The organism is Actinoplanes sp. CA-015351, from assembly GCF_050955685.1.
Taxonomy (GTDB): Bacteria; Actinomycetota; Actinomycetes; order Mycobacteriales; family Micromonosporaceae; genus Actinoplanes.
The window spans coordinates 4934295-4947644 of sequence record NZ_CP192102.1 but is presented as its reverse complement, the minus strand read 5'-3'; the positions used below and the strand labels follow the sequence as shown (position 1 = coordinate 4947644).

The window sequence follows — 13350 nt, the reverse complement described above, 5'->3', positions numbered from 1 at the left end:
GCTGACAAAGCCGCGAAGGTGCGGGCCAGGTTCGTCGGGCAGCAGGACACCGAGAACCAGGGCGTCCGCAGGGTCGACGCCGCCCGCGGCACGATCTGATCGGCGGGCGGTTCGGTGCCGAGAACCCGCTGGTGCAGTGTGTTCGTGTAGAAGAAGCGCGTCCCGTCGTCCGACGGCGCGATCACGTTGAAGGGGTCCGCTCGATCAGATCGGCGTGAGCCGGATCGCCCTGGGCGAGCAGGAGCCGCCAGGCCGGCATCACCGAGCCGATCCCGCGCACGTCTCGGAGTACGCCCGATCCGGCGGCAGCACGAAGTCGTCACCGAAAGCCTCGTCCTGGTGGCGGGAACCGAAGCCGCCGGTCAGATAGGTACGCCGGGCCACCGTGTTCCGCCACTGCCGGGCCACCGCGTCGAGCAGCTCGTCGTCGCCGGTCTCCACCGCCACATCGACCGCGCCGGAGGCCAGGTAGACAGCCCGGACCGCGTGCCCGCGCAGCACCGCGGCGTCCCGGATCGCCACGTCGGCGAGCTGGTCGTGGCCGGCCGTGCGAGCCCGGGCGACAGCGGCCTGGATCAGATGGCCGTAACAGTAGAGCTCGTGGCCCCACTCCGTCGTCGGTGCCCTCGGCCGTGACCGCCGCCGAGGCGCTGTTCGTGTCGTCGTCACTCGATCCGCAGGCCGCCATCGTGGCGACCAGGCCCAGGGCCGCGACGGTGGCGACCGCCCGGCGGTAGCCGCGTGCTCCGCGTGTCCTCACTATGTTTCCTCCTCGAAACCGCGTTTCGGACATATGTTTCGGAGTCGCTGCGGCAAGTGGCTACGCTGAACGCGGCTATACGCGGTAGATCAGCAGGTGAAGCGGACGTGCGGCAGTCTGGCTGAATCGCCGAAAAGGTTTTCGAAAACGTAATCCTGGGTAGTTTTCCTTGTCAAGAGGTTCGACAGTGGGCGATGCACCGGCTGACAATCGTCCGGATCGGAGGCGAGGCTTGGAGACCACGGGGGCGGCGGCCAACCGTGCCGTCACGCTGCGCGACGTCGCCCGGCTCGCCGGGGTCTCGGTCGCCACGGCGTCGAAGGCGCTGAACGGTCAGCCGCAGGTCCGCGCGGAGACACGCGCGCGCGTGGTCAAGGCCGCCGACCAGCTGTCGTTCTCACCGAACACCCTGGCCCAGGGGCTGATCACCCAGCGCAGCGGCACGGTCGGCCTGCTGACGTCCGACCTGGAGGGTCGTTTCTCGATACCGATCCTGATGGGCGCCGAGGACGCGTTCGGCTCCGGCCAGACATCGGTCTTCCTGTGCGACGCCCGTGGTGACGCGATCCGCGAAAAGCACCATCTGCGCGCCCTGCTGTCCCGCCGCGTCGACGGCCTCATCGTGGTGGGCGCGCGCCCCGACACCCGGCCGTCGGTGGGCGAGCTGCCGGTTCCGGTGATCTACGCGTACGCCCCCTCGGACGACCCGGCCGACCTCTCCCTGGTCACCGACAACATCGGCGGCGGCCGGCTCGCCGTCGACCACCTGATCCGCTGCGGCCGCCGCACGATCGCGCACATCACCGGCGACCCGGGGTACGGCGCCGCCCAGGGCCGTGCCCGCGGCGCCCTGGACCGCCTCGCCGAGGAGGGCCTCGCCCTGGCGGGCGGCGAGGTCTGGTTCGGCATGTGGTCCGAGGCGTGGGGCCGAGGCGCCACCCGTATGCTGCTCGACCGCTGTCCCGACGTCGACGCCATCTTCGCCGGCTCCGACGAGATCGCCCGCGGCGTGCTGGACGTCCTGCACGAGAAACGCATCGACGTCCCGTCCCAGGTCGCGGTGATCGGCTTCGACAACTGGCACGTGCTGGCGGCGAACGCCCGCCCGCCGCTGACCACCGTCGACCTGAACCTGGAACAGCTGGGCCGCACAGCGGCCCAGCGTTTGTCCGCGGCCATGGACGGCACCCGAGCCTCAGGCGTGGAAACCCTCCCGGTACGCCTCGTGACCCGCGAGTCAACAGCCCCGCTGCGCTGACGGGTGGGTCGACTGCTGTGCAGTGAGGCGGGCGGACCCTGGTCACGGGGTGAGGATCGTGTGCAGGCGCTGGGCCTCCTTCACCACGCGGGTTGAGCCGGGGCGGGCGGCCACCTCGCTCAGGCCCGGCACCAGGTCACCCTTCAGGCCCAGCGCGACGGCCACCTGGCTGGCGATCTCCAGCAGGTCGGGCACAGTTCGTGCGGTCGTGGTCAGCAGCGGGGGCAACGCCGCCACCAGCAGTTCCCAGACCGCCACCGACGCGCCGGCCCGGTGCAGGTCGGTGAAGGCCGGTAGTACCCGGGTCAGTTTGATGGTTCCGTCGCTGCCCAGGTCGGCGAGGGCGGCGCCGAGCAGGCCCGCGAACGTCACGCCCGAGGACAACGCCAGCACGGTGTCGACCGCTGCCGCACGGTCCGGTTCGTGTTTGGCGGCCAGGGCGTAGGCGACGGCGTACGCCAGAGCCGGGCCGGCCGGTCCGGTGCCGTCGGCGAGCAGGGGGAGCAGGTGGCGGGCGGTGTCGCGCTGGTTCTGGTCGGCCAGCGACGCGATGTCGCCGAGCGCCCAGGCCGCGGCGACCTCGCGGTGGTGGGGGAGCACCATCGCGAGGACGTCCTCGTTGCCGTCGAAGTCGCCGGGCATGTAGACCGGATGCTTCACCGGTGTCAGGGTCAGCAGCTGGCGTTCCAGTCGCAGGCCGCCGTCGCGGGCCGGGCGCAGGCTGGCCACCACCCGCCGGGGCACCGGCACGTCCCAGGTCCAGCCGCCGTCCCGGCCCCGCTCGCCGGGCTGCGTGAACGGTTCGCTGACCGGGTCGGGCAGGCCGCCGACAGCGAGCCACTGGGCGTACTGCCGGCCGGCCGGCGAACTCAGCCGCGCGGCACGGGCGGTGACCAGGTCACCGGGGTTGCGGGGCACGCGGAGCAGCGCCTGCTCGAAGTCGAACGGCCAGGGCTGCCAGCCTTCCGCCTCGGCCCTTTGCAAGCGTTTCAGCAGGGTGCCGGCGTCGATGCTGCCGTTCACATGGGTCGGGGTGGCGACGGTCATCGGAACCATCGTGCCGGTCAGGTGGACCGCGACCTCGGCGGCCCGCAGTGCGAGAACCCCGTCGGGCAGCATCGAGAACGGTGAGCCGGTTCCCCGCCGGCCTTCCTGCCAGGCGATCCGGACGGCCGCGGCGAGAGACCGCATCGCCACGCCGAGCGCGGCCCCATTCGTTTCGTCGGCCCCATTCGTTTTGTCGGCCCGGTGTGTTTTGTCGGCCCGGTGTGTTTTGTCGGAGCTGTGACCAGCCGGGCAGGTGGCGAACCGGATCGCCAATCCGAGGCTGACGAAGGGCGAACCGGCGTTCCACTGATCCGGGTCGAACCACCCGGAGTAACGCTCGACCACTGGCAACAACATGGCAGCCAGCGACTCCCGGTCGCCGGCGGCGTAGAGCGACACCAGCCCGGCGATCACCCGCTCCCACCCGACCGCCGTCGGCTCGTGGACCAGAGCGGACAGCTCCTCCGCCAGCTCAGCCGCATCAGCCACCGGCGCCGGCATTTCCGCGACAACCGCCGCCGGAGCAACAACCATCGCCGGCGCGACAACCGCCGCCGGCCCGGCATCGAGCACACCAACCCCGGCGGAAACCGCCCTCTCCGGCAGATTTCCGCCGAGTGCCGCGGCCTCCCGCGCGACCTCGGCCAGCTCGCCCGCCCCGAGCACCCCCCGATGCTTCACCACGAGATTTAGAGCCCGCTCCTGCACATCCAGTGCGCTGTGCCCGAACCCGCCGGCGATCACCAGCACGACCGAAGCCGACCGGGAGGGGTCGCGCCGCACCACCGTGTCCAGCCACGACAGCTGTGCCTTGACCAGCGTTTTCTCCACTCGGAGCAGAGCCTCGGCACTAGCGGCCAGCAGGGTGTCCAGTTCCAGGCGGCCCGCGTCGTCGACGGTTCGCAGACTGCGCTGAGCCAGTGTCGCGACGGTCCCGGGACCGCCGGCGAGCAGCTGCGCGTAGTCCAGAACATGGGTCGACAGCTCGTCGACCGTAGGCGCCAGCGCCTCATGGAGCAGCACGAACGGCCGCAGATCGGGAGAACGCCCGCCGCGCAGGAACCTGTCGGCCACCGCGCCCAGGATCGTCTTGCGCTCCAGGACACCCTCGCCGGCCAGCGCCACGACTGCGGCCGGGAACCGTGGTTGCTCGCCGAACCCAGCGGTCCCGCCGAAGTCCGCGCCGATCGTGTCGATCTCGAAGACGGCCGGGAGCAGCACGTCACGCCACGGGTCCTGGCGGAGCCGCACGACAAGCGGCGGCACCGCCTTGCCCGGTCGCCACGGCCGGACGAACGCCCGCACCCAGCTGCGCACCACACCCTCGGTGACCGGCGGCGTCACCCCGCCGGCCCGCATCAGGGCGGCCGCGAAGAACCAGTCGTCCGGCCACGGATCGCGGGCCGGCAGGCGCTCCGCCAGCCGGACGCCCAGCTCGCCGATCCACGGCAGCTCCAGCGCGGCGGCCAGGGCCAGGAAGATGTCGGCGGACTCCCAGTTCCACGTGCTGAGCGCGGCGCGGCGCAGCGACGGCAGCGCTTTCGCCGCGGTCGGTGCGGTGCCGACCACAGCGAGGGCGTAGACCGTCCGGGCGTCCATGTCAGGGTCGCGCTCCAGCGCCTTGACACCGGCCACGACGCCGGCGAAGGCGGCCCTGCGCTCGGCCGCCGTCGCCGTGGACAGCAGCCGGATCATCCCGGCCCGGTCGTTGCGCCGGGCCAGCGTGTCGATCTCCGCCCAGCTCAGGCTCACGCCGGCACCTCCTGCGCGGCCGCGGGGGCGAGGACCATGCGAACGGCCAGGGCGTGTGTGCACGGCCCGCGTTCGCCTCGATGTTTCGCCCACCAGGCACAGGTGCAGGAGAACGACTCGTGCCGCACGTGATAGATCTCGTCGCCGCTGCGGACCACCGACACGTCCGCCCCGGCGGTGACCGCGCCCGCGCCGGCCAGCGCCCGGGCACCGGCCAGGCGGGGGTTCATCGTCGCCACGGCCTCCGCCGAGTACGGCAATGTGCGGTGGAAGTAGCTCGCCTCGGCGACGTCGTAACCCACCCGGCCGGCCGTGCCGAGCTGGGTCAGCGCGTCACGCACCCGCCCGGCGTCCAGCCCGGACGAGCTCGCCAGCGCGTCCACGTCGATGGCCGGGTCCCACGAGAGCAGCGCGCTGATCAGGTCGGCGTCGTCGGCCGCCTCGTCGCTGGCCAGCGACGCCAGGACGGCGCCCTCACCGGAGAACCCGCGGTAGGGCTCCGGTGACAACGTCAGCGACAACCGCAGCCCGGGCAGGCTCAGCTCCCAGGTGCTGGCGACCGGGCCACTCCCGGACACGACGGAGGGACCGTGAACGACGAGCGCTGTCGCGTACCGAAGGAAGGGTTTGATCGCCACCAGGCGACCGGCGCCCGGCAGGCAGACCGCGCCCGGCGCAGGCCGGGAGGTCAGGCGCAGCGTGCGGCCCGCCGGAACCGTCAGCACCTGCGCCTCGGCGAACCCGCGCAGCCAGCGCGACGGCAGCGGCACCTTGCGCTCGACCAGCGGACCGTCGAACGTGGTCACCGTCAGATCGTCCGGACCGACGGCGACGTGCAGCGGATCCGCCCGGCCGACCCTGGTCAGCGCGCGCTGCAGAGGCAGGTTGACGTCCACATTGGTGGTGCCGTGCGCGACGATCTCACCGTCCAGCCCGGCGGGCAGCACGTCGAGGCGCGCGTAGACACCGCAGCACCCGGAGAACGACTCGAACCGCAGCCGGTCCACCCCGGCGGTCACCACCGGATCGAGACTGGCCGGACTGACCGGCCGGAAATACCGGCTCCGGGCGACCTCCGCGACGGCGAGCAGGCCGGTCGCCGCAGCGCCCGGGTCAGTGAGGAAACCGGTGAAGAAACGGGGGTGCGCCGCCGGACCGCCGGAGGTCTGGAGGGTGAGGCCGTCGTCCAGCGCCGACGAGCCGAGGTACGAGTACACCGCGGAAACCATGCCCGAGAACCTAGGCAACGGGTACGACACTTTCTCACCCAACCTTTTTCATGGTACGAGCCACGGGGCTGGAGCCGGGCTACGCCCCCCGGACTACCCCGCGACCACATGCGACGCAAGGCCGCTGCGCGCCTCTCGCTACCGGTGCATGGTCACCCCGCGGGCGCCCGCCCTCACCGAAAGCCCCGCTCGACGGGGGTCAGGCCGGCGGGGCGGGGTGGAGGCGGCGGTGTTCTTCGGGGGTGCCTATGTGGAGGCGGTCGGCGGGGTTGGCCAGGTAGTGGCGGATCGTGGCGGCTACGAAGGGGAGGCCGGCGCCGTCGAACTCCAGGGTGCGGCGGCTTGTTGTCCAGCCGGTGACCGTGATCTGGTCGAGGCTGGTCAGCGAGAGGCGCAGGCGCAGGCCGGTGCTGTCGGTGGGGTTGATCTCGGTTATCGATTGCCAGGGGATCGTTACGGTTCCGGCGTATTTGTCGTTGCGGAGTCCGTCCGGGGTGATCGTCAGGCGGACGCCGTGCCACAGGGCTCGGGGGTACAGGGCCAGCGCCGCCACTCCGATCGCCGGCGCCCACACCAACGGGATACCCATCGGGCTGGTTCCGGACGGGTACAGGGCCAGCGCGCCCAGCAGGCACAGGTGGGCCACTCCGGCCAGGGTGATGTTTCCGCTGCGCGGGGTGTGGAATCCGGCACCGTCCACCTCGAACGCGTCCGGGTGGTGCCGGGTCGAGGGCGCCGCGAGGATCAGCAGGTAGAGCAGGTCGGCGGCCAGGAACGGCAGGAACAGCCACGGCGTCAGGGTGTCCGGATCGGCGCCGAGGACCCGGGCCAGCAGGGTGGCCGCCACCAGCGCCGCCGCGACGATCAGAATCGGCCGGCGGTGGCGCGCGATCAGCCCGGACAGTGTGCGCATCATGGCCGGAGTGTAGGTAATCCCGGTCGGTCAGCCGTGAGTGGTCAGGTCGTAGACGGTGGTGCCGCCCACCGTGGTGGCCGGGTAGTTCTGCGAGACCCAGGTGGCGATCTCGCTGGATTCGGTGGTGGTGGTGGTGTCGCCGCGGCCACCGCCCATGCCGCCGCCGGAGATGTAGTAGTGGATCTCGCCGAGGGCCACGTAGAGCTGGAACTCTTCGAGGGTGGGTGCCGGGTCGCTGCCGTCCCAGCCGCCCAGGGCGATCACCGCGGTGCCGGTGGCGAGCTCCAGCTCGGCGGCGGAGGTGGCGCCGGAGACGGCTGCCGACCAGCGGGTTGTGCTGGCTTCGAGCAGGGTGTTCAGCTCGGCGTTGGCACTGGAGCCACCCATCCCGCCCGGCCCGCCGCCTGCGAGGCCGCCGCCTGCAACGCCGGCAGCGCTGCCGGTGCCCTGCCCGCCGCCGGCTCCGCCGTCCGTGGGTGCTGAGGGGGAGCCGGGGGTTGAGCCTGAGGTGGCGCCGGAGCCGGAGCCGGCTGCGCCGGCGGGAGGGGCGGAGTCGCTGGACTCCTGATCGGCCCCGCCGGTGCGGTTGGGGCGCCCTTCGTGCGTACCCAGGGTGGAGGGGCCGGAAGCGGGGAGGGAGCCGGTGTGGGCGACCGTGACGGTGGCTGCGGCGTAAGCCGCGGTTCCGAGGCCGGTGGAGAGCAGGCCGGCGATGGCGGCGACCACCGTCAGGCGGCGGAGGTGCGCGAGAGGGGCGGCCAGCGCGAGCGCGGCGATCAGACCGGCCGCGAGCGCGGCCCAGCGCAGTGCGGGCATCCATCCGGTACGCCCCAGCAGGACGAACCCCCAGCCCGTGGTGGTCAGAACCATCGTCGCGAGAAGGAGGCGTCCCCAGAGCTGAGTCCGGTAGAGCCAGAGCACCCGGGCGCCGATCGCGGTGACCGCGGCGATCGCCGGAGCGAGAGCGACGGTGTAGTACGGGTGAATTGTCCCGCTCATGTAGGAGAACGTGATGCCGGTGACCAGCAGCCAGCCGCCCCAGAGGAGCATGCCGGCGCGGGCCCGGTCGGTGCGCGGCGCCGTCCAGGTGGCGGCCAGGACGGTGACGAGGGCGATCAGCGCGGCCGGCAGCAGCCAGGTGATCTCGGTGCCCATCGATGCGCCGAAGAGTCGTCCGATGCCGGTCGACCCGCCGAACGAGGCGCCTCCTCCGCCGCCGTTGCCGGAGCCGCCGAGGATGCGGCCCAGGCCGTTGTATCCGAGAGCCAGCTCCCAGAGGGAGTTGTTCGTCGAGCCGGCGATGTAGGGCCGGGAGGATGCCGGCCAGAGCGAGACGAGGACGACATACCAGCCGGCGGAGACGACGAGAGTGACGCCGGCCAGCAGCAGATGCCTGATCCGCCTGCCCAGCGTGGCGGGCGCGGCCACCAGGTACACCAGGGCGAACGCGGGCAGCACCAGGAACGCCTGCATCATCTTGGTGAGGAAGCCGAATCCGAGCAGCACGCCGGTGAGCGCCAGCCACCTGGCTGACGCCCGCTCGGTGGCCCGGACCGTCGTGTACGCGGCCGCGGTCATCAGCAGCACCAGCAGCGCGTCCGGGTTGTCGTACCGGAACATCAGCACGGCCACCGGAGTGACAGCGAGGGCGGCGCCGGCGAGCATGCCGGCGGCGTACCCGAACCAGCGCCGCACCGCCGCGACGAGCAGCGCGACGCTGGCCACGCCCATCAGAGCCTGCGGCGCGAGGATCGCCCAGCTGTTCACCCCGAAGATCCGGGCGGAGAGTCCCATCACCCACAGGGCGGCGGGCGGCTTGTCGACGGTGATCGCGTTGCCGGCGTCGAGCGAGCCGAACAGCCACGCCTTCCAGTCCTGCGCGCCGGCCTGGGCGGCGGCCGCGTAGAAGCTGTTTCCCCAGCCTGAGGCGCTCAGGTCGCACAGGTAGAGCGCTGCCGTGGCGGCCAGCAGGAGCGCCAAGCCGGTGCGCCGGAGCGGGGTCGTCGTCATACCGGCAAACGTCGCGATCAGTTCTACGACGGCTATGTGATCAATCTGTGGGTCCTCTATGAGCGGACAACGCCAGCGTCGGCCGGAAGTCCGTGCCACGATGGCCGAGTTGTGCTAGTTAAAACGGCCGGAGTGGGAGAGATGAGCGAACACGTTTCCGACAGCGCCGAGTGGCAGAGCCTCCAGGGGCTCGCGGAGAAATTCTCAGCGGTGCACCTCCGCGACCTGTTCGGCAGCGACCCGCAGCGCGGCGAGCGCTACGCCGCCGAGGTGGCCGATCTGTACGTCGACTACAGCAAGAACCTGGTCACCGACGAGGTGCTGACCGCGCTGTTCGCGGTTGCCCAGCGCGCCAAGCTGAGCGAGAAGATCGCCGCGATGTTCGCCGGTGAGCACATCAACGTGACCGAGGACCGGGCGGTGCTGCACACCGCGCTGCGCCTGCCGCGGTCGGCGTCGCTCGTGGTGGACGGCCAGGACGTGGTCGCCGACGTGCACGGGGTGCTGGACCGGATGGGCGCGTTCGCCGACAAGGTTCGCTCGGGGGAGTGGACCGGGCACACCGGCAAACGGATCACCACGATCGTGAACATCGGGATCGGTGGGTCGGATCTCGGCCCGGTTATGGCGTATGAAGCGCTGAAAGAGTATTCGCAAAGGGATATCAGCGCCCGTTTCGTCTCTAACATCGACCCGACGGATTTGTACGAAAAAACGGTCGATCTCGACCCGGCATCGACGTTGTTCATCATTGTCTCCAAAACGTTCACCACGCAGGAGACGCTCACCAATGCGCGCGAGGCCCGAAAGTGGCTTTTGTCCGCCCTGGGAGACGACTCCGCTGTCGCCAAGCACTTCGTGGCTGTGTCGACAAATGCCGAAAAAGTGGCTGATTTCGGTATCGACACCGACAACATGTTCGGCTTCTGGGACTGGGTCGGCGGCCGCTACTCACTACCGTCCGCCGTCGGCCTGAGCGTGCTCATCACCATCGGCAAGGAGAACTTCGCCGAGATGCTCGGCGGGTACCACGCCGTCGACGAGCACTTCCGGACCACGCCGATCGAGCGCAACGTCCCGGCCCTGCTCGGCCTGATCAACGTCTGGTACGACACGTTCCTCGGTGCCCAGTCGCATGCGGTCCTTCCGTACGCGCAGTACCTGCACCGGTTCGCCGCGTACCTCCAGCAGCTCACCATGGAGAGCAACGGCAAGTCGGTACGCCTCAACGGCGACCCGGTGAGCTTTCAGACCGGCGAGGTCTTCTGGGGCGAGCCCGGCACCAACGGCCAGCACGCGTTCTACCAGCTGATCCACCAGGGAACCAAGCTGATCCCGGCGGACTTCATCGGCTTCAGCGTGCCGAACCACGACATCGGCGAGATGCACGACCTCTTCATGTCGAACTTCCTGGCGCAGACGGGCGCGCTCGCGTTCGGCAAGACCCTGGAGCAGGTCAAGGCCGAGGGTTCTCCGGAGAAGGTGGCGCCGCACCGGGTGATGCAGGGCAACCACCCGACCACCACGATCCTGGCGGAGAAGCTCACGCCGGCGACGTTCGGGCAGCTGGTGGCGCTCTACGAGCACATCACGTTCACCCAGGGCATCATCTGGGAGATCAACTCCTTCGACCAGTGGGGTGTCGAGCTCGGCAAGGTGATGGCCAACCAGCTCGCGCCGAAGCTGACCTCGGCGCAAGCGCCGGCCGACGACGCCGACTCGTCGACCAACGTGCTGATCAAGCGGTACCGCGCGGCTCGCGGTCGCTGAACAGCGCCTCTTCACAAAGTGTCGTAGGCGGTCTTTAGGCTCGGTGTCGTGGATGCATCCGCGGCACTGAGCCTGCGCCTTCGTAATCTGATGCTGGCCGATCGGCAGGACAGATCGGTCAGCGGTGTCGTCGAGTGGTTCGGCGCCATGCAGGCGCAGGACCTCAACAGCGTGCTCTGGTCACTCGGCGTGCGGACCGGCCTTTCGCTGACCGAAATCGTCGCCGCGACCGAGGAGCGCCACGTCGTGCGCACCTGGCCGATGCGCGGCACCGTCCACCTCATCCCGTCCGCCGACGCGCACTGGATGCTCGCCCTCACCGGCGTCCGCCAGCTCACCGGTGTCGCCAGCCGCTGGGCACAGCTCGGCCTCGACGAGAAGACCGCGAACCTCGCGATGGACCTGCTCGCCGCCGCTCTGACGAGCGCCGGCGGCCGCCTCCCGCGATCCGGGTGCCTGGCCGCGCTCACCGAGGGCGGCATCGACGTGAGCGGCCAACGCGGTTACCACCTCCTTTGGTACGCGTCCCAGCGCTCACTGACAGCCATCGCACCCAACGCCGGGGCCGAGCAGACGTTCGTGCTGCTCGACGATTGGGTGCCGTCCCGGTTCACCCCGTCGTCACGGGAGGCGGCCCTGGCGCTGCTGGCCTCGCGATACTTCCGGTCGCACGGTCCGGCGAGGGTGCTGGACTTCGCGGGGTGGACCAGCCTGGGCGTCCGTGACGCGCGGCTCGGGATCGCCGGCGCGGGCCTGGTCGCCGTCGACGTCGGCGGTGCCGAGATGTGGGTGACGCCGGAGGCCTTGGAAACCGCCGGCCCGGCCGGCGGGCGGTGGGTTCTGCCGGGGTTCGACGAGTTCATGCTCGGTTACAAGGACCGGTCGTTGATGGCGACGGCGGAGCAGCTGGCGAAAGTCGTGCCCGGCAACAACGGGGTGTTCCAGTCGACCCTGGTGGCGGACGGGCGGGTTGCCGGGCTGTGGAAACGGACACTGGGCAAGAAATCGGTGTCGGTGAGCGTACAGAAGCTGGTGGATTTTGATCTCGACGAATTCCGGCCGGCGCTGGAGGGGTACGCGGGTTATCTCGGGCTGCCGTTAATAGTTAAGAACCCTTGATATTTACGGATGTGAACGCCACTATGTGTGGCACACGTCCGCATGTGTCAGGGAGCCGTTATGGGTGTTCGTCGCGGTCTGGTCGCGCTGGTTGCCGGGGTGGTGGTGGCCCTCGGTGCTGTGATGATCCATTCCCCCGCAGGTCAGGCCGCTGTGGCCTGCTCCTCCACGGTGTGGGCCGAGGGGGCTTCCTACACGGCCGGACAGCAGGTGCCCCATCAGTCTCGGCTCTACCAGGCGCTGGTGACGCATACGGCATGGGCGGGGACGGGCTGGAACCCGGTTGCCGCGCCGACGCTGTGGAAGGACCTTGGAGCGTGCTCGGGCTCCTCGTCGCCGTCGCCTTCTGTTCCGTCCTCGCCGTCGGCATCGCCCTCGGTGTCGCCCTCGTCGTCGCCCTCGGTGTCGGTGTCGCCTTCGGCTTCGCCGTCCACCTCGCAGCCCGCCTGTGCGATCAAGGGCCGGCCGGCCGGGAAGGTCCTTCAGGGTTACTGGGAGAACTGGGACGGCGCCTCCAACGGCGTGCATCCCGGCCTCGGCTGGATCCCGATCAACGACAGCCGGATCACCGCGCACGGTTACAACGTGCTGATGGCCGCCTTCCCGGTGATCCGCTCGGACGGCACGGTCCTCTGGGAGAACGGCATGGACGCCGGCGTGAAGGTGCCGACGCCCGCCGAGATCTGCGCCGCGAAAGCCGCCGGCGCCACCGTGCTGATGTCGATCGGCGGTGCCGCCGCCGGCATCGACCTGAGCTCCAGCGCCGTCGCCGACAGATTCGTCGCCACGATCGTGCCGATCCTGAAAGCCGGCAACTTCGACGGCATCGACATCGACATCGAGACCGGCCTCAGCGGCAGCGGCAGCATCACCACGCTGTCCGCATCGCAGGCCAACCTGATCCGGATCATCGACGGGGTGCTCGCCGCGATGCCGTCGAACTTCGGCCTCACGATGGCCCCGGAGACGGCGTACGTCACCGGCGGCAGCGTGGTGTACGGCTCGATCTGGGGCTCCTACCTGCCGATCATCAAGAAGTACCTGGACAACGGCCGTCTCTGGTGGCTGAACATGCAGTACTACAACGGGTCGATGTACGGGTGTGCCGGTGACTCGTACGCCGCCGGAACCGTGCAGGGCTTCACCGTGCAGACCCAGTGCCTGAACAACGGCCTGACGATCCAGGGCACCACCATCAAGATCCCGTACGACAAGCAGGTCCCGGGTCTGCCGGCCCAGTCCGGTGCCGGCGGTGGCTACATGACGCCGGCGCTGGTGACCCAGGCGTACAACAGCGTCCCCGGCATCAAGGGCCTGATGACCTGGTCGATCAACTGGGACGGCTCGAAGGGCTGGACCTTCGGCGACACCGTGAAGGCCCTGCAGGGCCGCTGATCCGGCTGCTGCGCCCGCCCGGACCGTCCCCGGGCGGGCGCAGGCTTCGTCCACAGAGTCCTCACTTCGGACAGCGTCCGCCGCCGAAACGGCA

The 13350-nt window shown here is 70.3% G+C and carries 9 protein-coding genes; 4 read left to right on the top strand and 5 right to left on the bottom strand.

Going from position 1 to position 13350, the window contains the following annotated elements; all coding sequences use genetic code 11:
- Positions 1-258: 258 nt before the first annotated feature.
- Complete coding sequence (locus tag ACQP2E_RS22835) at positions 259-669, bottom strand: beta-L-arabinofuranosidase domain-containing protein (RefSeq protein WP_433824972.1); 411 nt, start codon at positions 667-669, stop codon at positions 259-261.
- A gap of 323 nt (positions 670-992) precedes the next feature.
- On the opposite strand from ACQP2E_RS22835, the gene ACQP2E_RS22830 reads away from it, so the two are divergent.
- Positions 993-2018 carry a LacI family DNA-binding transcriptional regulator gene (locus ACQP2E_RS22830; RefSeq protein WP_433824971.1) on the top strand — a complete coding sequence of 342 codons (1026 nt, stop codon included), beginning with the start codon at positions 993-995 and terminating at the stop codon, positions 2016-2018.
- A 42-nt stretch (positions 2019-2060) separates the two neighbouring features.
- Here ACQP2E_RS22830 and ACQP2E_RS22825 read toward each other — a convergent pair whose 3' ends face one another.
- The 4 genes from ACQP2E_RS22825 to ACQP2E_RS22810 form a co-directional block, all read right to left on the bottom strand.
- Positions 2061-4817 carry a DUF6493 family protein gene (locus ACQP2E_RS22825; protein ID WP_433824970.1) on the bottom strand — a complete coding sequence of 919 codons (2757 nt, stop codon included), beginning with the start codon at positions 4815-4817 and terminating at the stop codon, positions 2061-2063.
- The gene (locus ACQP2E_RS22820; protein WP_433824969.1) at positions 4814-6046 is read right to left on the bottom strand and encodes an SWIM zinc finger family protein; all 1233 of its coding nucleotides are present in this window, start codon (positions 6044-6046) and stop codon (positions 4814-4816) included. Before ACQP2E_RS22820 ends, ACQP2E_RS22825 begins: the two co-directional genes overlap by 4 nt.
- A gap of 199 nt (positions 6047-6245) precedes the next feature.
- Positions 6246-6962: a PH domain-containing protein gene (locus ACQP2E_RS22815; RefSeq protein WP_433824968.1), complete on the bottom strand. Its 717-nt coding sequence runs from the start codon at positions 6960-6962 to the stop codon at positions 6246-6248.
- A 27-nt stretch (positions 6963-6989) separates the two neighbouring features.
- The gene (locus tag ACQP2E_RS22810) at positions 6990-8972 is read right to left on the bottom strand and encodes a glycosyltransferase family 39 protein (protein ID WP_433824967.1); all 1983 of its coding nucleotides are present in this window, start codon (positions 8970-8972) and stop codon (positions 6990-6992) included.
- 141 nt (positions 8973-9113) lie between these two features.
- Between ACQP2E_RS22810 and pgi the strand changes: the two genes are divergently transcribed.
- From pgi to ACQP2E_RS22795, 3 genes are read left to right on the top strand one after another with little or no spacing between them, the layout of a single operon-like run.
- Positions 9114-10742, top strand: coding sequence for a glucose-6-phosphate isomerase (pgi, locus tag ACQP2E_RS22805; protein ID WP_433824966.1), 1629 nt, complete (start codon positions 9114-9116; stop codon positions 10740-10742).
- Between the two features lie 48 nt (positions 10743-10790).
- Positions 10791-11861 (top strand): winged helix DNA-binding domain-containing protein, encoded by a 1071-nt coding sequence (locus tag ACQP2E_RS22800; RefSeq protein WP_433824965.1) that lies wholly within the window; start codon positions 10791-10793, stop codon positions 11859-11861.
- A gap of 60 nt (positions 11862-11921) precedes the next feature.
- Positions 11922-13256 carry a carbohydrate-binding protein gene (locus ACQP2E_RS22795; RefSeq protein WP_433824964.1) on the top strand — a complete coding sequence of 445 codons (1335 nt, stop codon included), beginning with the start codon at positions 11922-11924 and terminating at the stop codon, positions 13254-13256.
- Positions 13257-13350: the final 94 nt, after the last annotated feature.